This window comes from Bacillus sp. PS217 (assembly GCF_037963535.1).
Classification (GTDB): domain Bacteria; phylum Bacillota; class Bacilli; order Bacillales; family Bacillaceae; genus Bacillus; species Bacillus subtilis.
On record NZ_CP150157.1, the window covers coordinates 3,557,800 to 3,577,225 of the forward strand.

A 19,426-nucleotide genomic window follows, 5' to 3' on the forward strand; every position below is an offset into this window, starting at 1 on the left:
CAACCCTTTTTAAGGATTGGAGACATGGCGAAAATCAAACTGGTCTGGTGCCGGACGATATGTTTCTTTTTTCGTCTTGAACTTCCAGATCGGTGATTTCGTTTTGCCGTTAAAACTGTCTTCCACTATAATGTACCAATAATAAACAGACTGCGGTTCAAGATGATCCCAGCGGAATTCAGCTGTATCCCCGCTCTTCACTTGCTCCCGTTTTCCGAGCTCTTCATTGGTATATACGTTACATTCAAAATAATCGGTTTCCACCTTTTTGATTCTTGGCTTCAAATCAAGCGAAAGGGAAAATTCATCCTTGTTGCCATAGGTATCCGTATCATAGTAATTCTTATCCTTTACATACGGAGAATACGTCGATACGTGCACCATGTCATTTGCCTGGTCAAATTGAAGCAAACGCAAATACCCTTGACCGCCTTCTGGCCCGCCCTGATAATCGGCCAGCATTTGATGCACAAGACGATCCGGCTTCCCATCACCATCATCATCCAGCTCATCTGTTTTTCTCATCGCACTATGATAATGCCCGCTCAATACCATCACGACATTCGGGTTCGGCTTTACGATTTCTTTGAATATTTTCTCTCCGATCGGGCTTCTGTTTCCGCTGACCAGCAAATACTCATGAAAAGCTAAAATTGCCATCCGGTCAGGGTGTTTCTTCAGCACCTGATTCATCCACGCGATGTCTTCATCCGTAATGCCCCATCCCATGTACAGCATGATATAATCATTGCCGTTGCTAGAAATCAGGTCATAATGTCCGCGGTTGTTTTTATAGGAACCGCCATAATGCAATTTTTTATCAAAACGATCGCTGCCAAAATATTTGCCAAACGCCCTGTAGGAGCCGTCCTTATGCCCGACATCGTGATTGCCGGCCAGCACGCCGTAAGGTATTCCGCTCTTATCCAGAACGGACATTGACCGATCAGCGTTTTTCCACTGTCTGATATCGGCGGAATCATCTACAATATCACCCGTGTGGAACACATATTTGATATTGAGCTGCTTTTGGTTATCTTTTATCCATTCGGTCTGTTTATCAAAAATATGCGGATAGCTTTCGGCGTAATACTGTGTATCAGACATCCAGACAAATGTGTACATATCCTTCGCAGGAGGAATTTCATCCTGTACAATCACATTCATTTTCGACTCCCGTACAAAATCGGCGGCAATCACAGACGCTTTCAGCGTAAACGGTTTGTCATCCTTCGCGACGAAGCTGTCAACAGGCTGCCATTCGTTTGTCCGATAATTCCAAGCATACATCGTCACCTTTCTCCCCGGCAAAGAACTGCCCTTCCAGACCGCTTCTGCCAGATCATTCTCATCAATTGATGGATCAACCGTCACTTCAAAGCGATGATAAGGGAAAAGCTCTTTGTTTTCTGTCGATACTGTTTTTCCATCAGCAGCTGATACCCGCTCCAATTCTTTATTCGTAAATGGGGTCTCCCTTTCCGGCACAAAGCTTTTCGGCGGTTCAGTCAGTGACGCGTGCTTAAATATTTTCACATGATTGCGCGCTGTATATTGAAATCCCCTATAAAAACCAACATCCATGGCATCATTCGTCGGATCTTTCACCCGTACAGAAAGCTTGGCCTTATGCGTGTCAGCTTCGCTGTCTATAACCTCCGGCTGGTCCGGATGCTCTCGTTCGGTTTTAAATATCCTCTCAATCACTGTTTTATTGCCCGCGAGATCCGTTGCTGTCACTTTTAGAGAATGTTTTCCCGGCAAAAGATCAGAAGAGGACGTATGATATGGGAGTGTAATGCTTTCTCCATCTAAAGACGCTTCCGCTTCCTCAATTTTGCTCCATTTATCATACATATCCGCCTGCAGGATAAGGTTTCCTTTATACGTTTGCCCCTCGGTGATATTCGGCTCAATGTGAGGTCCTGAATTATCTACCCGTACAACCAGGCTGACATTTTCCTTCCCGTCGCTTGCTTGAATATGGTGAGCGCCTTCAGAAAGCTTTGATGTATCCCACTCCAGCAGCTGTGATGTAAACAGTCCGTCAGGCAGATTGAACTGAAATTGCCAGCTTTTATTCGAGCGCTGATTATCGCCAATAAAGAGTTCCTTCTCAGGGGACACCCTCTGATCCCTGATCACCGTTCCATCCGATAACACCAATCGGGCGTTTTTGACTAAGAAGTCATCACGGTTTTCAGCCGTATCAAACGGAGACACCTTCGAACCCGATCGTATTGTAATACGCTGCAGCTGCTTCCCTTTCCGAAGCAGTGTCTCTGGCAACGGAACAGAATAGGTGCGGTATTTATTTGTTGTATCATCGAACACCTTCAGCACTTTGCCTTCCATCGTTACCGCGTTTTTAAAATAAAGGTTCGTTTTCCTCGTATCGAATGCAAAATATACTTCTTTTTCCATCGCGGGCTCTGTCACTTGTTTTTTCCCGTCAATCCACAGCTTAATGCTGTCAGCTCGCCCTTCTGTCGTGGCTTTGAGAAATTGAGTTCCCGACAGCGTGTCTCTGTTTTCAATATTCAACCGCAGACCGTGCGCCTTGCTTGTTTGTTTAATATCAATCATTTTGACCGGCGTTCTCGCTTCATTGATCCCGTCCCCGGCCGCCACATAATACTCTAGTTGATCCTTCCCGATCAATTCAGGCGAATACACAATATAATGGTAGAGATTATCGTTACGGTCTTTTTCAGCAAGAATTCGCTTAAACGGTTTTCTCTCATCCGTCCGGTAGTAAAAGGCCGCTGTTTTCACTAGGCTTCGGTCCCGTATGTCAGCCCGCAGCTCAATGCTTTCAGCAGGGCGGACAGGCTTGCGGTCAGTCAAATCCTCAATGACCGGTTTTTCTTTATCGAGCTTGATTTTCCGTTTCTGCTCGGGCACCTGTGCCTGTAATACGGTTCCGGGAGACGGATTCTTTTCCCCGATTGAAATGTTCAGAAGTTCTGCGGTTCCGTTCAACGGATACTTATAAAGCACTGATGACAGCCGGCGCAGCGCATGTTTCCGATAATGCGCAACCGAAATGTCCTTTCCTGTATTCGTTGATATCACAACGGCCCGCGGCCTCGTATTGGCCATACCCTCTGTCTCGTCTATCACCGCGAGATTTTTTCCTTCTTTTAGTTGTGTCTGATAATAACGATTGAAATCCGCTGACGTCAATTCTGGATGCCCGGCAGGCTTCAGCCAGACGACAAACGTTTCGCCGGATGGTATCAAGATCATTTCATCAGGTCTCCAAATCAGATCGGAGTCAGGCCCTTCTTTTGGGTAGCGGTAACGGATATGGTAGTCTTTAAAATCAATCGTTCTGTCAGTCGTATTAAAAATCTCAATAAATTCATAACCGTCTGCGCGTCCTATATTCTTCGTATCAACCGCCAGTTCTGTGATCAGAAGCTCCGGAATATGGGCAAGGTCAGCCTGGTATCCTTCAAGCTTCAGTTTCTTCGTCTCCGACTCAACCCGCTGCTTCCCATTCGACATCACAATGTAATACTCAAGCTCGCTGTTCCAAATCAAACGTTTCGGAATTTGTGCCAAAAACTTGCGGACCGCTCCGGGGGTCGGGTCCATCGGCACCATTTTGTAGCCCAGCTCATTACTTTGTTTATAAAAAAGAAAGGCGGAAAATGCTTGATACGAATTATCGCGTACTTGAGCCTCAATCATTATATTGCTTCTCATTTCAGCTTTCACATCAATTTGAGGAGGATTTTCAAGCAAGGGTATGTAATGAGGCGTTTGAAATAGTTCCTGCTGTACAACAGGAAAAGCTTTCGATTCATGATGGCCGCCAGACAAAACGGAAAGAAAAGACAGTAATATAGAAGCAATAACCGTGTATTTCCTCATCAAAGCACCTCCCTTTTCATGTATTTTGCGTCTGAACAGGGAAGCTTATGAGTTCATTTTTAAACAATATCCAATCTGACAAAGCAGATGGTATACGACATATACGCGGGACTGCTGACAAAAAGCGAACACTTCACTTCACAATTTTTTAAGGAGGCTGCAGAACATGTAAAAAAGCTGCCTTTGCGGGCAGCTTTTTTTATTTTTTTCTAAGCGGCTCTAAAATGCCTTTTTGAATCAGCAAATGGAAGACCGACAGGATAACGGATGCCCATATCGCTGTGCCGAAGCCGTCGATTTGAAAGCTGTCACCCATAATGGACGCGGTCATCATAAGCGTGATGGCGTTAATCACAAACAAGAAGAGTCCAAGCGTCACCATGGTGACCGGCAGTGTAAATATAATTAAAAGCGGTTTAATCAGCACGTTTAAGATCGATAAAATGAGGCTGGCGATAATCGCTGCCCCAATGCTGCTGATATGGATGGAGTCAATATATCCATCAATGACGATTAATAACAATGCATTGACTAAAATGCTGACTGCCCATTTTACCATGTCATTTCATATCCCTTTCTGACGGGACGATAAAAATCCAAATGATATAAATGAGCAAAACCGGCAAGACACTTGTCATAATGGCTAAGATGACAGTTATGACTCTGAGGAGTGATGCGTCCCAATTGAAATATTCCGCGAGACCTCCGATAACACCGGCGATTTTCTTATTTTTTTCTGAGCGATAAAGCTTATTCATTCGATCACCTCTGTGAGTACTTTAGTTTGATGGCGCCTGTTAGTGATTCTGAGAAGACGGTGATGTTTTGATCATGTGCCTGATTTGAAGTGAACATCATTTCTTTTTGAATCGTATCATTTTTTTCCTTCAGCATCTCTACATCCATTAATTCATGGGACAGCGTACCAAGATTGCTTTTCAGCTCTGCCTTCACTGCGAGATCGTCCGGAATTGCAAGCTCTACATTTCCAGTCGTTGTTTTTGCATAAATGGAGCGGCAGTCTGATTCTGTTACGTTAATCGCAATATTTCCGTTAAAGCTTTGAACGTCAATGGATTCGCTTTTCCCTCGGAGATCGATCAATCCGTTAATGGTTTCCGCTTCTATCGTACCGCAGCTGTGGCTTGCGAGCTTAATTTGCCCGTTGGCCGTTTCAGCTATGGCTTTTTCGGCTGTTAAATACGAGAACGACAGCACGCCGTTTGTCGTTTTCGCTGAGAACTCTTTTACATGTAAATGTTCCCCTCTGACCGGACCGTTAAACAGCTTCACTCGAATCTTATCATACTCCTTCTGAGGAATATACAAAGTGACATTCGTTTTCATCGTCTTTTTCTCAGTACGGATAAAAAACTTATTTCCTTTTATTTCACATTCAATATGCTGAAGAAATGCGTGTCTCGCCGCATCCTGGCTGTCAGCGCGATATACCTTCGCCTGGCATTCCGCTCTGATATCGTCATCTTCCCAAGGGACGATATTCACGCTGCCGTTGGCAATTTGCAGCTCAACACTGGAAAAGTCAGTATCTTTAAATTGAAAAATGTGCTGAACATCATACGCATGGCCAAAGTTTAAATCAAGGTCAACTTCCTTGACCTTTTTCACAGCAGAATCAATCCAGTCAAACAGCTTGGCTCCTAAAGACGGTTTGCCGCTTTCTTTTTTTGCCGTTGTAAATGGCTCTTCCTCGTCATGAACGTGAACTGAGAGCGCTGTGATTTTCTCTTCTTTTTCCTTGTAGTCGCTGTCAAGCTTTTCAATCAGTGTCAAAGCTTCTTGTGCTGTAAGCTTTCCTTCCTCAACAAGCTTAAGGATTCGTTCCTTTTCTTGCTTCATTACGATCTCCTCCCCATTGTCTACTTATGCTTCACGCAGGACCTTAATGCCCTGAATCACATTCCAAATGATAATGCCAATGACAACTAAGAAATAAATAACCGCTCCCCCGATGATTACAAATACAGGAAGCAAGCTGTCTCCATCAATCGCAACGGCTCCGCCAAGTAAAGCAATAAAAAGGAACAGCCAGCCGACAAACGGAACTATGTGAGAAATAAGAGAGCGTATCGCATGGCGTTTTGTTTCTTTCTCATTTACAACAAAATAAGCGACAATCGGCACAATGATTGGCGCAATAAACACACTGAAATAACAAAGTGATGCAATAATAGCTTGATTACGGTTCAATTCATTCCACACTCCTATTGTGAATTGTCCATGACAAAAGATCAGGGACGTTTTACTTATTTATACGTTTAAAATCTCTTCAGGTTTCAAATTCATTCTTTAGACATGCTCCGATTTACGGAAATTGGATTTTAAAAAGTTTTAGAAGTAGAATCTTCCGGCTATACCGATTACAATATGTAAAAAGCTTACGGCAACCAAGGAGGCTGGACAAGCAATGGAGAAAGATCCCAGTGACTATACAGTAACACAAGAATCAGTGTTAAAGCTGATTCATGAACAAAAAAGAATGAATCGTGAAATGATCGCCGAGCTTGAGCAGATTCACGGACCCTTCCCGATCTCTCACGATATCCAATATATAAAAGTGCTGCTCGACAGCAGCAACACGCATATTGTGCAAGATTTAATGAGTGTAAGTAAGCAGCTGTATAAGAAGACTTTGTAATTGCGGAAAACATATCATTCATTATAACTGAAACAAAGTTAAAGGTTAGATGACAATATCTTGCCTTTTTTGTTTTGAAAAAACAAGTGATTCCCTGGCTGTCACAAAATGATTGTAACAAAAAAAGCCTGCCGGCACATCCAGTTAATGGACTCTGTCGGCAAGCTGTAACTATCAGAAAGAGATAGCCGTTCAAAATTAACGTAACAATTGAAGCACGTTTTGCGGCTGTTGGTTTGCTTGAGCAAGCATCGCTTGAGAAGCTTGAGAAAGAATGTTGTTCTTTGTGAACTCGCTCATTTCTTTCGCCATGTCAACATCACGGATACGGGACTCAGCAGCTGTCAGGTTTTCACCAGAAGCGCTTAAGTTGTTGATTGTGTGCTCTAGACGGTTTTGTACCGCACCAAGTTTAGCACGTTGAGTAGAAACTTGATTGATGGCTGCATCAATGCCTTTAAGCTGATCATCAAAAGAAGTAGTATCAAATTTTGTTACATCAAGAGTATTCAATTTAACAGTATCACTACCTAAGTCTTTTGCTGCCATGCTATCAATTTTAACGTTAAGCTGTTGACCAGCATTCGCACCAATTTGGAATGTGAAACCATTAGTTTCAGTTCCATCTAACAATTGCTTTCCGTTGAATTGAGTACGATTTGAAATACCGTCAACTTCCTCAATAAGCGCATCCATTTCATCTTTAATTGCAGTTAAATCTTCAGTTTGCTGTGTACCTGTGTTTCCTGCTTGAACAGTAAGTTCACGCATACGTTGAAGGATTGCATGGGTTTCAGTCAATGCACCCTCAGCTGTTTGGATAAGAGAAATTCCGTCTTGAGAGTTTTTAGAAGCCATTTCAAGACCTCTGATTTGTCCTCTCATTTTTTCAGAAATCGCAAGACCCGCTGCGTCATCTCCCGCACGGTTGATGCGAAGACCAGAAGAAAGTTTCTCCATGTTTTTTGAGCTCGCACTGTTGTTTGAAGACAAACGGTTTAGTGTGTTAAGCGCTGCAATATTGTGGTTGATTCTCATGTGAAAAATACCTCCATGTGTATATGTTTTTGAAATCAAAGACTTCCTTTTCTTTGATTTCTGGCGTATCAGATTCCAATAAAGCTTCTAACCTATGTAGATTCAGTTATTGCTTAAGGATGCCTTTAAGCCCCTTAATAGGGTTTGTCTGCTTAATTTGGAAATCATCATCCGCCTTTCAATTCATATATCGACAGCAATTTGTAAATGTTTAGGCGTTTTCCCAAAGAAATTATACCAAAGACGAATCTAAACCTATTATGCCGTAAAGAAAAAGCTTGCCTGCTAAGCCCAAGGATGGACTTGCTGACAAGCTGTCCCCTCTTAACAGAGGTTTTTTTAAGATGTAGCTGTTTCTTTCGCTTTCAAGAGCGATTTCATGCGTGTTTTGTCACGTTCGATAACAGGCTTCAAATAACGGCCTGTATACGATTCTTCCACTTCAGTGATTTCCTCAGGCGTTCCAGACGCGACAATGGTTCCGCCTCCGGCTCCGCCTTCCGGGCCCAAATCCACAATGTAATCGGCCGTCTTAATGATATCAAGGTTGTGCTCAATAACCAGTACAGTGTCTCCGTTGTCTACCAACCGTTGCAGCACGACAAGAAGCCTGGCGATATCGTCGACATGCAAACCTGTCGTCGGCTCATCTAAAATGTAGAGCGTGCGTCCGGTTGAGCGTTTGTGCAGCTCTGACGCGAGCTTCACGCGCTGCGCTTCTCCGCCTGACAAGGTCGTCGCCGGCTGGCCGAGCGTAATATAACCTAAACCAACATCATAAAGGGTTTGGAGCTTGCGTTTGATTTTCGGGATATTTTCAAAGAAAGAAAGAGCATCTTCAACCGTCATATCAAGCACATCAGAGATGCTTTTTCCTTTGTACGTCACTTCAAGCGTTTCACGGTTATAGCGTTTGCCGTGACACACCTCGCATGGAACGTATACGTCAGGAAGGAAGTGCATTTCAATTTTAATAATCCCGTCTCCGCGGCAGGCTTCACATCGTCCGCCCTTCACGTTGAAGCTGAAACGGCCTTTTTTATAACCGCGGACCTTCGCTTCATTTGTCTGCGCGAATACATCACGAATGTCATCAAATACACCGGTGTATGTCGCAGGGTTGGATCTCGGCGTTCTTCCGATTGGCGCCTGGTCAATGTCAATGACTTTATCTAAATGATCCAAACCTTTAATCTCTTTATGGCTGCCGGGCTTCGCTTTCGCTTTATGAAGCTTTTGCGCCAGCGCCTTATGCAAAATTTCATTAACGAGTGTACTCTTTCCTGAACCGGAAACACCTGTAACTGCTGTAAACGTCCCAAGCGGGAACTTGGCATTCACTTTTTTCAGGTTGTTTTCTGATGCACCTTTAATTTCAATGTAACGTCCGTCCGGCTTTCTTCTTTCAGGAGGCAATGGGATAAACTTTTTCCCTGATAAATAGCTGCCCGTTAATGAGTTTGGATCTTCCATCACTTCTTCCGGCGTACCCGCAGATATCACCTGTCCGCCGTGAATGCCGGCTCCCGGTCCAATATCTATTAAATAATCTGCTGCCATCATCGTGTCCTCATCATGTTCGACAACAATCAGCGTGTTCCCGAGGTCTCTCATATTTTTCAGAGCGCTGATCAAGCGGTCGTTATCACGCTGATGCAGACCGATAGACGGCTCATCTAAAATATAAAGCACACCGGATAAACGCGAGCCAATTTGAGTCGCCAGCCTGATGCGCTGCGCCTCTCCCCCGGACAATGTACCCGCTGCCCTGCTCAATGTCAGGTAATCGAGGCCGACTTTGTCCAGAAAGCTTAAGCGCTCCACAATTTCGCGCAAAATCAAATTGGCGATCTGCATATCCTTCTCAGAAAGGGTAAGATCTTTAAAGAAGGCAAGTGCGTCGGCGACAGACAGCTCGGTAATTTTTCCGATGTGGCGGCCGTCAATCAGTACGGCAAGCGCCTCTTTCTTTAACCGATAGCCTTTGCACGTCGGACAAGACTTCTGAGACATATACTGCTCCATTTGCTCACGTATGAAATCGGATCCTGTCTCCTTATAGCGTCTTTCAATGTTGCGCAATACGCCTTCAAATTGAATTTCACCTTCGCGGATTTGTCCAAAATCATTTTCATATCGGAAATAAATCAGGTCATCTCCGCTGCCGTACAGCACTTTATCCAGTTGATGCTTCGGCAAATCTTTGACCGGCACATCCATATCAATCCCGTAGTGGGTGCAGACTGCCTCAAGCAGCTGAGGATAATATTGTGAGCTGATCGGTGTCCAAGGGGCGACCGCATTCTCCTTTAATGACAAATCTTGATTGGGGATGACAAGATCGGCATCCACTTCAAGCTTCATTCCGAGACCGTCACACGTCGGACACGCCCCGAACGGACTGTTAAACGAAAACAGACGCGGCTCAAGCTCACCAATTGAAAATCCGCAGTGCGGACAGGCATGATGCTCGCTGAACATCAGCTCTTCCTCACCGATGACATCGATCATAACCCGTCCTTCACCTAAACGGAGCGCCGTTTCCAATGAATCTGACAGCCGGGCTGCCACGCCTTCTTTCACGACAATCCGGTCAATGACTACCTCAATGGAATGCTTCTTGTTCTTTTCTAATTCGATATCGTCGGAAAGCTCAGCCATCTCGCCGTCAATTCTGACTCTGACATAGCCTTGTTTTCTAATCTGTTCAAGCACTTTGACATGAGCGCCTTTTCGGCCCGAGACAATCGGCGCCAGCACCTGAAGCTTCGTCCGTTCCGGGTATTCCAGAATTCTGTCCACCATTTGCTCGATAGTCTGGGATGTAATCTCAATTCCGTGCTCCGGACAATGAGGCTTCCCTACTCTCGCATATAAAAGACGCAGATAATCATAAATCTCAGTTACCGTACCGACAGTAGACCTCGGATTGCGGCTTGTTGTTTTCTGATCAATGCTGATGGCGGGAGAGAGCCCCTCAATTGCATCCACATCAGGCTTATCCATTTGCCCTAAAAACTGGCGGGCATAAGCAGACAGCGACTCGACATACCGTCTCTGTCCTTCAGCATATATCGTGTCAAAGGCAAGGGAGGATTTACCTGATCCGGACAAACCCGTGACAACGACAAGCTGATCTCTCGGAATCGTTACATCTATATTTTTCAGGTTATGCGCCCTGGCTCCCTTCACCTCTATCCGATCCATAGCCATTTGTTCATCATCCTTCCGCTTTTAGCTCTAAAAGTAAATCGCGAAGCTCCGCGGCTCTCTCAAAGTCAAGCGCCTTGGCGGCTTCCTTCATTTCATGCTCCATCTGTTCAACGACTTTCTGGCGTTCTTTCTTCGTCATTTTCGACAGCTTCGGCGCGGCTTTTGTTTTGTATTCCGCTTTATCCTCAGCTGCTACTGTGGCACGAATGACATCGCGAATTTCTTTATTTATCGTTTTCGGCGTAATGCCGTGCTCTTCGTTAAACCGCTCCTGCTGCTCGCGGCGGCGTTTTGTTTCATTAATCGCAATTTCCATAGACTTCGTTATTTTATCGGCGTACATAATGACGCGGCCTTCCGCATTTCTCGCTGCCCGTCCGATGGTCTGGATCAGCGACCGCTCCGAACGAAGGAAACCTTCCTTATCCGCATCCAAAATCGCAACAAGGGATACTTCGGGAATGTCCAAACCTTCCCTCAGCAGGTTGATGCCGACAAGCACATCGTACTTGCCAAGGCGCAGGTCGCGGATAATTTCAATCCGTTCAAGCGTCTTGATCTCAGAATGCAGATAGTTTACTTTAATGCCGATTTCCTTTAAATAATCGGTCAGATCCTCTGACATCTTCTTCGTCAAAGTTGTCACAAGCACCCGTTCATTCCGCTCGATTCTTGCTTGAATTTCGCCGATCAAGTCGTCAATCTGACCTTCGATTGGACGGACGTCAATAAGCGGGTCAAGAAGCCCCGTCGGACGAATGATCTGTTCGACCATTTCATCTGTATGTTCAATCTCGTACGGCCCTGGTGTTGCTGATACATACACGATATTGTGCATATGCTTTTCAAATTCCTCAAAACGAAGCGGACGGTTATCAAGCGCTGATGGAAGCCGGAAGCCGTGATCCACGAGCACCTGTTTCCGCGCCTGGTCTCCGTTAAACATGCCGCGCACCTGAGGAATTGTCACATGCGACTCATCCACCACGATCATAAAATCGTCTGGGAAATAATCAAGAAGCGTATACGGCGTTGAACCTGGAGGCCGCAGCGTCAAATGTCTTGAATAGTTCTCGATGCCGGAGCAGAAACCCATTTCACGCATCATTTCAAGATCATATCTTGTCCGCTGCTCTAAACGCTGCGCTTCAAGGAGCTTTCCGTTTTCATGCATGACCTTCAGCTGCTCCTCAAGCTCCTTCTCGATATTTTGAATCGCCTTCTCCATTTTCTCGGCTCGCGTTACGAAGTGGGATGCCGGGAAAATCGCAACATGATCTCGGTCGCCGAGAATTTCTCCTGTCAGCGCATCCACTTCCCGAATCCGTTCGATTTCGTCACCGAAAAATTCAACTCTGATACAATGCTCATCACGGGATGCCGGAAAGATTTCCACTACATCCCCGCGCACACGAAATGTACCGCGCTGAAAGTCGATATCGTTGCGGGCATATTGGATGTCTACAAGTTTTCTGAGCAGCTCGTTGCGCTCAATTTCCATTTCAGTCCGCAGTGACACGACCATTTCCCGGTATTCCTCAGGCGAACCGAGGCCGTATATACAAGACACACTCGCAATAATAATGACATCTCTACGCTCAAACAAAGCTGATGTGGCGGAGTGTCTCAGTTTATCAATTTCATCATTAATACTAGCGTCTTTCTCTATAAATGTATCCGTTTGAGGCACATACGCCTCCGGCTGATAATAATCATAGTAGCTGACAAAATACTCGACAGCATTGTTCGGAAAAAATTCCTTGAACTCACTGTAAAGCTGTCCAGCAAGGGTTTTGTTATGGGCAATCACGAGAGTCGGCTTATTAACTTCTTTAATCAAATTAGACACCGTAAATGTTTTCCCAGTTCCTGTTGCACCCAGCAGAGTCTGATGCTTCTTGCCCTCCTGAATTCCTTTCACAAGCTTTTCAATGGCTTTCGGCTGATCTCCCTGGGGCTGATATTTCGAGACTAACTCAAAGCGATCTTTCACAAAAATAAGCCTCCGTTTCTTTAACGAAATCTTCCTATAGATATAGTAACACAATGGAAAGCAAAATCACTAAAAATACGAACTAAAGTTCGGTGGTTTTTTATTTCCAGCTGTTTTTGTGTATAAAAAACCTGCTTTTAAAACGTAAAAGCAGGTATTCGGTCTTTATATTCATTATGTCCGATTTATTCTTCTTTTTTCTCTGCAGCTTTTTTGGCCATATACAGTCCGCCAGCCACAAGAGACACAACATCCAATCCTACAATAAAATACGTTTCTGTATAGCCTTTTAAATAAGAGGCAAACAGCAATGCAGCTGTTAAAGCGATCGCCACATAATGATTAAAGGTGACTCTAGTAAATAGAACAACAAGCATAAAAGGGAAAAACAATGCAAAAACGGCTTTTGTAATCAACAAAAACCCTCCTCAGGGATTCTTCATCTGATCTGATTATAGTAAAAAATGAAGAATCGGACAATCGTGCATTCGCTCCCTCTACTACACCATACCCCTTTTCAGCCAAAATCAATCACCATATTTGCATTTTGGTGCCGGTCAAAACTTATTCCATGGTGCCGCTGTTCTAATCAGCGGCACTTTTTTTATTACATCATCAAGTCCGCCGCCAGATTCCGAGAATAAAAGAAAATAGGCATACAGTACCAGTACGGCCGCATTTTTCATGATAATCTAACTAACTTAACTATTCATTTTATTTAGGACTTTCTGCGTTTGACAGCATTTTCCTGAAAACCTACAATTGAATGATAGTGTTTACTATCATTTTTTAAAACACAGGCTCCGCAATAAAAAGACTAGAGAGAAAAACAAAATGAATGAAGAAAAGAGGGGTTTCAAATATGTATTCTGTTTTATTTCGCCAGGCAGAAGAGTCCAGCCAGCTGGCTGGAGCAAAAGGAATGAATTTGATTAAATTGACCAAACACGGTCTTCCTGTTCCGGACGGGTTTATTATTCAAACGAATGCGCTCGCACGTTTTATGGAGGACAACCAGCTTCAAGAGACTAGTGAAAACGTCGAAGGCGGGATCATTTCCGGAACATTTTCGGATGAGCTGAAAGATGAGCTGACTAGTTCCTTTTATAAGCTTAGAGAATCATATCGATCCGTAGCCGTGCGTTCTTCGTCTGCTTCGGAAGATTTAGAAGGCGCCTCATTCGCGGGTCAATATGAAACCTACTTAAATATCAAAACAGAGGAAGAGTTTCTGGCTAAAGTGAAAGAATGCTGGGCCTCATTTTTTTCTGGGCGGGTCAGCAGCTATAAGAAAAAAATGAACAATCAAATCGCAGAGCCGTTAATGGGAATAGTCGTTCAGGGGCTGATCGATTCAGAAATGTCAGGTGTTATCTTCAGCCGCAACCCTGTTACCCATGATGATAGAGAGCTTTTAATCAGCGCCAGCTACGGGTTGGGTGAAGCTGTTGTTTCAGGAAGTGTTACCCCAGACACGTTCATTGTTAATAAATCTTCGTTTGAGATTCAGAAAGAAATAGGTGCAAAGGAAATCTACATGGAGTCTGCGGCAGAAGGAATTGCTGAAAAAGAAACGAGTGAAGACATGCGCAGCCGTTTTTGCCTTACAGATGAACAAGTGATTGAATTGGCTGAAATCACAAAAAAAACCGAAGACCTGTACGGATATCCTGTTGATATAGAATTTGGAATTGCTGATCATCAAATATACCTTCTGCAAGCTCGCCCGATTACAACCATTGATCAGGACAAAAAAGCGGCAGAAGAAAAACGCAGCTTCATGATTACCGACACTGATATGAATGATTTCTGGCTTAACATGGAGTCTAATATTGAAGGTCCGGTGAGTCCGTTATTTTCATCCTTCATCGTGCCGGCATTGGAATATGGCTTGAAGAAGAGCATGCAAAAGTTTCCGATTGGTGTAGTTGTTGATGAAGTAAAACTTTATCGCGGACATATTTATTCCAAAAACCAAGGCGGACAGCAGCCTCCTTCTGAAGACTGTGGCAAAGAGCTTTTCCCGATTTTATCGGAGCATATGTATGACATCATCAATCACACATACCTCCCTTTTTACCGGACACTGGACCAGCTCGCACAAACTGAGCATACCGCAGAAAGCGCACTGGAAGCTTTTCAAAAACTAAAGGCCTTTTATCTCACGGCTTATGAAGAGCACTTTAATATCGTTTTCCCGCAAATCCTTTTAACAAACAAACTGCAAGCGATGTATCAGGACATTCAAGGAGAGTCCGAAAACGCTCATTTTTACGAGATGCTGACAGGAAAAATGAACAAATCACTGGAAACGGACCGTTGCTTATGGCTATTTTCTGTGGAAGTTCAGGAGAACCCGAACCTTCTGGCCATTTTTGAAAACAACAAGCCTGAACAACTCCAGGAGAAATTGGAACAAACAGATGAGGGAAGACACTTCCTGAAGAACGTCCATGAATTCTTGCAAGAATACGGATGGAGATCTGTTAAAAGTCATGATCTGATTGAACAAATCTGGGTGGAAAATCCGTATTTCGCTCTGGCCAATATTCAAAATTATGTCCGTAATGGCTATCATTTTGACAATGAATTTCAGAAAACGAAAGAAAAACGAGAGAAATTATACAATGAATTCTTGGAAAACATAGAAGATCCCGGTTTACGCACCGAATTTGACCGCTATTATCAATGGACACTGAACTCTGCAAATATAAAAGATGATCACCACTTTTATATTGACGCCATGCTGGATGCCAAGGCGAGAATCTTTCTGCTGAAGATAGGTGAATTGCTGGCGGAAAACGGTGTCATTCAAGATCGTGAGGACCTTTGGTTCTTATATGATGACGAAGTGGAACAAGCGCTTCTTCACCCTGTATCCCTGCAAGAAAAGGCTGAAAAACGCAGACAGATTTTTCATGAGTATGAGCTGGCCCAAGCCCCGGCCTACCTCGGCACCCCGACAAAAGAACAGCTCAAAGCAGCTGAAGAAATTGTCGGCGCTGTGATAGAGGATGAAAAAAACACAGAGAATCATATTTTTGGCATTGCGGCATCAAGCGGCATTGCGACAGGTCCGGTGAAAATCATTCGGGACGCCAATGAATTTTCTCAATTCGCGCCTGGAGACGTACTCGTTTGCAAGATGACCACACCGCTATGGACCAGCCTGTTTCAAGACGCCAAAGCGATTATTACAGACACAGGCGGCATTTTGTCTCACGCTGCGATTATTGCCCGTGAATACGGCATTCCAGCCGTTCTCGGCACACGCACGGCAACCGAAAGACTGCGAGACGGTGACATCATCACTGTTGACGGAAGCAGCGGCAAAATCACAGTTGTCAGCCGGTCCTGATGCGTCCCCCTCTTTCTTATACAAGCGGGGCGGGTGTATACTTGTCCTGCCAGTATATTCGTGAGGTGAAACGTATTGAGACCGACAAACAAGAGAATCCTTGATGCTGCCATGCAGCTGCTCGTCAAAAAAGGATATCGCGCAACGACTACAAAAGAAATTGCAGAAAAAGCAAATGTAAGTGAAGCGACGATTTTCAGGAACTTTAAAAACAAACAAGGACTAGTTGAGGCTTTGCTTTCTCAGCATTCTTCAAACAGAGGCAGCATTTTGGAACAAACAGAAGGGGATTTGTACAAAGACCTGCTTCATATCGGAACCTGTCTCTTGGAGGAGCTCGAACATAGAAAAGATATCATTAAAATCAGCTTTCGTGAACCGGCCATGTTTCAGGATGTCATTAACCACGTCACTGAATATCCCCAATCTATGAAACAGCTATTGGTTGATTATCTCAAAACGATGGGTGAGAAAGGGGTTATTCAGACAAGAAATGAAGCGGAGCATGCCGACGTGTTCATGTCGATTATCTTCGGTTATTTCATTCACCGTCTCCACTTAGGAGACCGGGTCATATCAATGCCCCAGGAAAAAATGCTGGAGCATAGCACAGCTCTATTTGTCAAAGGAATTTCTGCTGATTAACTCCTTGGCATAATAAAAAGGAGGATCCCAATGAGCTCAAGAAAAGAATGGGCGCTGATCGTCTCGCTATTATTGGGGGCCATTCTGGTTCCCATTAACTCAACGATGATCGCGGTCGCGCTCTCATCTATTTCCCATACGTATAACGAGTCCATCGCAAGCATCACTTGGGTGGTTACCGTTTATTTAATCGTGATGGCAGTCACACAGCCGATTGCAGGAAAGCTCGGTGACATGTACGGCAATAAAACAATGTACTTATGGGGAGTCGGCCTTTTTCTAATCGCATCTCTAGGCTGCGCCCTTTCACCGAGTCTGCTCCTGTTAATTGTTTTTCGGGCATTGCAGGCTGTCGGCGGGGCATTGCTTACGCCAAACAGCATTGCCATTATCCGGCATGTTGTTTCTGAAAAACGCCTACCGAAAGTGTTTGGATTTTTCGGACTGGGCGCGGGACTTGGTGCAGCACTCGGGCCTTTTATCGGCTCTATACTGATTGACAGCTTCAGCTGGCATTCGATTTTTTGGGTCAACATCCCGTTCCTCGCCATTGCTTTATTTACGGCATTAACGATGTTTCCTCAATATAAAGAAAATAAATCTGACGCGCCGCTGGATATCATCGGCTCTCTCTTGCTTGCAGGCAGCATCGTTTCAATTATCCTGCTGACGAAAAATGAGGCTCCGTGGGGATATGCGGTATACAGTGTATTGATACTTCTTTTTGTTCCGCTGTTTTTCAGAAGAGAAAAACGTACCCAGCACCCCATCATTGACTTTGCACTGTTTAAAAGCTCAACCTTTACAAATGCGAATCTATCAGTCTTGTTAAGCAATTTGATGATGTATGCCGTCTTATTGATTATGCCGTTATTTATGACGAACCAATTTGGGCTTAATACATCTAACAGCGGGATGGCGCTTTCTGTATTTTCGATCTTCATGTCAGCCAGCAACTGGGTGGGCGCGCAGCTCCATCACAAATGGGGAGCCAAAAAAATCATTTTTCTTTCATTTGCCATGATGGCTGGTGCGAATCTATTATTTTTGCTGTTAAGCAGCTCGCATTCTGTCTTGTTTCTCATGCTCTCTCTTATCCTTGGCGGGCTCGCTTCCGGAGTCGGCCTGACCAGCATGCAGGTGTCATCCCTTGCCACAGTAGACCCCGGTATGTCAGGAGTGGCATCCGGGATTTTCTCGACCTTCCGTTATTTCGGAAGCATCATTTCATCAGCCTTAATTGGCCTGATTTCGGGATATCACATCCTATTTATGATTCTCTTTGCTGTATCCATCATCGGCGTTTTTGTTTCATTGGGCATCAAATCTGATGAAACGGCACGGATAGAAAAAAACTCAGCGTAACGCAAAACAGCCCGGCATCGCATCTTCCTGCGGTGCCGGGCTGCCTTTTATGATCCAGAAGCGGCTGCTTCGTCTTCACGGTCATCCTTTACGAAGAGGATGCCCAATTCATGATGTTCTCCTTCATAAGAAGCTCGCTGGTCAAAACGAATTTCTCCATTCAAACCGATAATTTCAAGCTTTACATATGCACGGTTATGCTGAAGCGCTTCATAGAAATCAGAAACGTTCTTAACCGGTATGCCATTGACTTTCGTTATGATTTCCCCGATTTTCAATTCCAGATCCTCAGCCGGCGTATTGGGGATAATCCCAAGCACCATTAAGCCCTGATCCCTTTTCGAGAAATAAAACGGAGCCGCGTTATCATTCACTCTTTGCTTTATGGACAGAAAAATACGCCCTAACAAAGCAGTACAGACCGCTGCACCCGCAAGCGGCGTCCACAGTAAGCTCGCTGCACCGAGAACTGCGACAGCAAGACCGAGAATACAAACGCGTTTCGCTGTGATCCTTATACTCGTTTCAGGCAGCGATCCCTGTACCCTTTGTCCAAATCCGACAAAGTAAGGAATCCATAGAAAATGGAATGAGCCGCCGGGAACAGTAAACACGGGCCACCAGCTAAGGTGCGATTCTAAACCATTACCGGGCACGAGAAGGAACAGCGGCAAAAGCCAAACCCGGTTTGCCAGCTGCTGTCCGATCGGCAAACCGCGGCTGCTTACGACAAGTGCCGGTGATGTTCTCACATGCGCAGAACGATAAGCAACCGCTCCTTCAGTGATAATCAGCAAACCTAGAAACACAGCCACAGCCGGCCAAACAACTGCAAATCCTTGCGGAAATCTCTCTAGAAAGGGCTCCGCCTGATATATTTGCAGTCCAAAACCTATCAGCATACTCACACTGACGATATATGCAGCAGACATCCAGTTTGCGCGAAGAGTGAACGCTGCCGCTGCAGTGATAACGGCAATAATCGCAAGTAAACCGAGAGGAATCGATATTCCGAGTCCACCTAAAATAACTGACAAAAGAAGACCTGGAATCAGTCCCTTTGTATATGTAAATTTCAGATCATCATAAATATCTGCTATTCTTGTATGAAAGGTTTTTCGTTCCCGTTTGATTCTTACATAGCCGAAAGCCAGGGTTATGATGATAAAAAACCAGAAAAGCGGGTGTAAGAAGAACAAGCCCGCGCTTTTTAACAGTTCAATTCCCCATTGAACAGACACTATCTCTCACCGCCTCAAGCCAAACATGTTACTCA

14 protein-coding genes are annotated in these 19,426 nt (G+C 44.6%); 4 read left to right on the top strand and 10 right to left on the bottom strand.

The features are described 5' to 3' along the window. Positions 1-9: 9 nt before the first annotated feature. From NSQ83_RS18485 to yvlA, 5 genes are all read right to left on the bottom strand, one after another. Entirely contained in the window at positions 10-3,879 is a 3,870-nt protein-coding gene (locus tag NSQ83_RS18485) for a metallophosphoesterase (protein ID WP_198878466.1), read from the bottom strand. A 199-nt stretch (positions 3,880-4,078) separates the two neighbouring features. After that, positions 4,079-4,438, bottom strand: a complete 360-nt coding sequence (locus NSQ83_RS18490; RefSeq protein WP_003228066.1) for a phage holin family protein — start codon at positions 4,436-4,438, stop codon at positions 4,079-4,081. 1 nt (position 4,439) lies between these two features. After that, positions 4,440-4,637 (bottom strand): PspC domain-containing protein, encoded by a 198-nt coding sequence (locus NSQ83_RS18495; protein ID WP_003228065.1) that lies wholly within the window; start codon positions 4,635-4,637, stop codon positions 4,440-4,442. 4 nt (positions 4,638-4,641) lie between these two features. Further along, the gene (locus tag NSQ83_RS18500) at positions 4,642-5,739 is read right to left on the bottom strand and encodes a DUF4097 family beta strand repeat-containing protein (RefSeq protein WP_003228061.1); all 1,098 of its coding nucleotides are present in this window, start codon (positions 5,737-5,739) and stop codon (positions 4,642-4,644) included. Between the two features lie 24 nt (positions 5,740-5,763). Beyond that, the gene (gene yvlA / locus NSQ83_RS18505) at positions 5,764-6,090 is read right to left on the bottom strand and encodes a protein YvlA (protein ID WP_032726939.1); all 327 of its coding nucleotides are present in this window, start codon (positions 6,088-6,090) and stop codon (positions 5,764-5,766) included. A 217-nt stretch (positions 6,091-6,307) separates the two neighbouring features. Between yvlA and NSQ83_RS18510 the strand changes: the two genes are divergently transcribed. Further along, complete coding sequence (locus NSQ83_RS18510; RefSeq protein ID WP_003235419.1) at positions 6,308-6,538, top strand: hypothetical protein; 231 nt, start codon at positions 6,308-6,310, stop codon at positions 6,536-6,538. A gap of 198 nt (positions 6,539-6,736) precedes the next feature. Here the strand turns inward: NSQ83_RS18510 and hag are convergent, their stop codons facing one another. From hag to NSQ83_RS18530, 4 genes are all read right to left on the bottom strand, one after another. Beyond that, positions 6,737-7,576 carry a flagellin Hag gene (gene hag / locus NSQ83_RS18515; protein ID WP_198878465.1) on the bottom strand — a complete coding sequence of 280 codons (840 nt, stop codon included), beginning with the start codon at positions 7,574-7,576 and terminating at the stop codon, positions 6,737-6,739. A 339-nt stretch (positions 7,577-7,915) separates the two neighbouring features. Next, on the bottom strand, positions 7,916-10,789 hold the full coding sequence (uvrA, locus tag NSQ83_RS18520; protein ID WP_003228057.1) for an excinuclease ABC subunit UvrA: 2,874 nt from the start codon (positions 10,787-10,789) through the stop codon (positions 7,916-7,918). Positions 10,790-10,796: 7 nt separating this feature from the next. Next, positions 10,797-12,782 (bottom strand): excinuclease ABC subunit UvrB, encoded by a 1,986-nt coding sequence (gene uvrB, locus NSQ83_RS18525; protein WP_003228054.1) that lies wholly within the window; start codon positions 12,780-12,782, stop codon positions 10,797-10,799. A 185-nt stretch (positions 12,783-12,967) separates the two neighbouring features. After that, a complete protein-coding gene (locus NSQ83_RS18530) occupies positions 12,968-13,198 on the bottom strand; it encodes a CsbA family protein (protein WP_003228053.1) in 231 nt (76 codons plus the stop codon). Between the two features lie 446 nt (positions 13,199-13,644). Here NSQ83_RS18530 and NSQ83_RS18535 point away from each other — a divergent pair, with 446 nt between their 5' ends. The 3 genes from NSQ83_RS18535 to NSQ83_RS18545 all read left to right on the top strand — a co-directional run bounded on the left by NSQ83_RS18535 (position 13,645) and on the right by NSQ83_RS18545 (position 18,150). Continuing rightward, the gene (locus NSQ83_RS18535) at positions 13,645-16,140 is read left to right on the top strand and encodes a PEP/pyruvate-binding domain-containing protein (RefSeq protein WP_116315799.1); all 2,496 of its coding nucleotides are present in this window, start codon (positions 13,645-13,647) and stop codon (positions 16,138-16,140) included. 75 nt (positions 16,141-16,215) lie between these two features. Next, positions 16,216-16,785, top strand: a complete 570-nt coding sequence (locus tag NSQ83_RS18540) for a TetR/AcrR family transcriptional regulator (RefSeq protein ID WP_029725984.1) — start codon at positions 16,216-16,218, stop codon at positions 16,783-16,785. Positions 16,786-16,815: 30 nt separating this feature from the next. Beyond that, complete coding sequence (locus tag NSQ83_RS18545; protein WP_029725985.1) at positions 16,816-18,150, top strand: MFS transporter; 1,335 nt, start codon at positions 16,816-16,818, stop codon at positions 18,148-18,150. A gap of 47 nt (positions 18,151-18,197) precedes the next feature. Here NSQ83_RS18545 and minJ read toward each other — a convergent pair whose 3' ends face one another. Next, positions 18,198-19,391, bottom strand: a complete 1,194-nt coding sequence (gene minJ, locus NSQ83_RS18550) for a cell division topological determinant MinJ (protein ID WP_003228042.1) — start codon at positions 19,389-19,391, stop codon at positions 18,198-18,200. Positions 19,392-19,426: the final 35 nt, after the last annotated feature.

Coding starts and splice junctions, on each gene's coding strand:
- NSQ83_RS18485 (WP_198878466.1), bottom strand. CDS start 3,879: ATGAGGAAATACACGGTTATTGCTTCTATATTACTGTCTTTTCTTTCC.
- NSQ83_RS18500 (WP_003228061.1), bottom strand. CDS start 5,739: ATGAAGCAAGAAAAGGAACGAATCCTTAAGCTTGTTGAGGAAGGAAAG.
- hag (WP_198878465.1), bottom strand. CDS start 7,576: ATGAGAATCAACCACAATATTGCAGCGCTTAACACACTAAACCGTTTG.
- NSQ83_RS18535 (WP_116315799.1), top strand. CDS start 13,645: ATGTATTCTGTTTTATTTCGCCAGGCAGAAGAGTCCAGCCAGCTGGCT.
- NSQ83_RS18510 (WP_003235419.1), top strand. CDS start 6,308: ATGGAGAAAGATCCCAGTGACTATACAGTAACACAAGAATCAGTGTTA.
- NSQ83_RS18490 (WP_003228066.1), bottom strand. CDS start 4,438: ATGGTAAAATGGGCAGTCAGCATTTTAGTCAATGCATTGTTATTAATC.
- NSQ83_RS18545 (WP_029725985.1), top strand. CDS start 16,816: ATGAGCTCAAGAAAAGAATGGGCGCTGATCGTCTCGCTATTATTGGGG.
- NSQ83_RS18495 (WP_003228065.1), bottom strand. CDS start 4,637: ATGAATAAGCTTTATCGCTCAGAAAAAAATAAGAAAATCGCCGGTGTT.
- uvrA (WP_003228057.1), bottom strand. CDS start 10,789: ATGGCTATGGATCGGATAGAGGTGAAGGGAGCCAGGGCGCATAACCTG.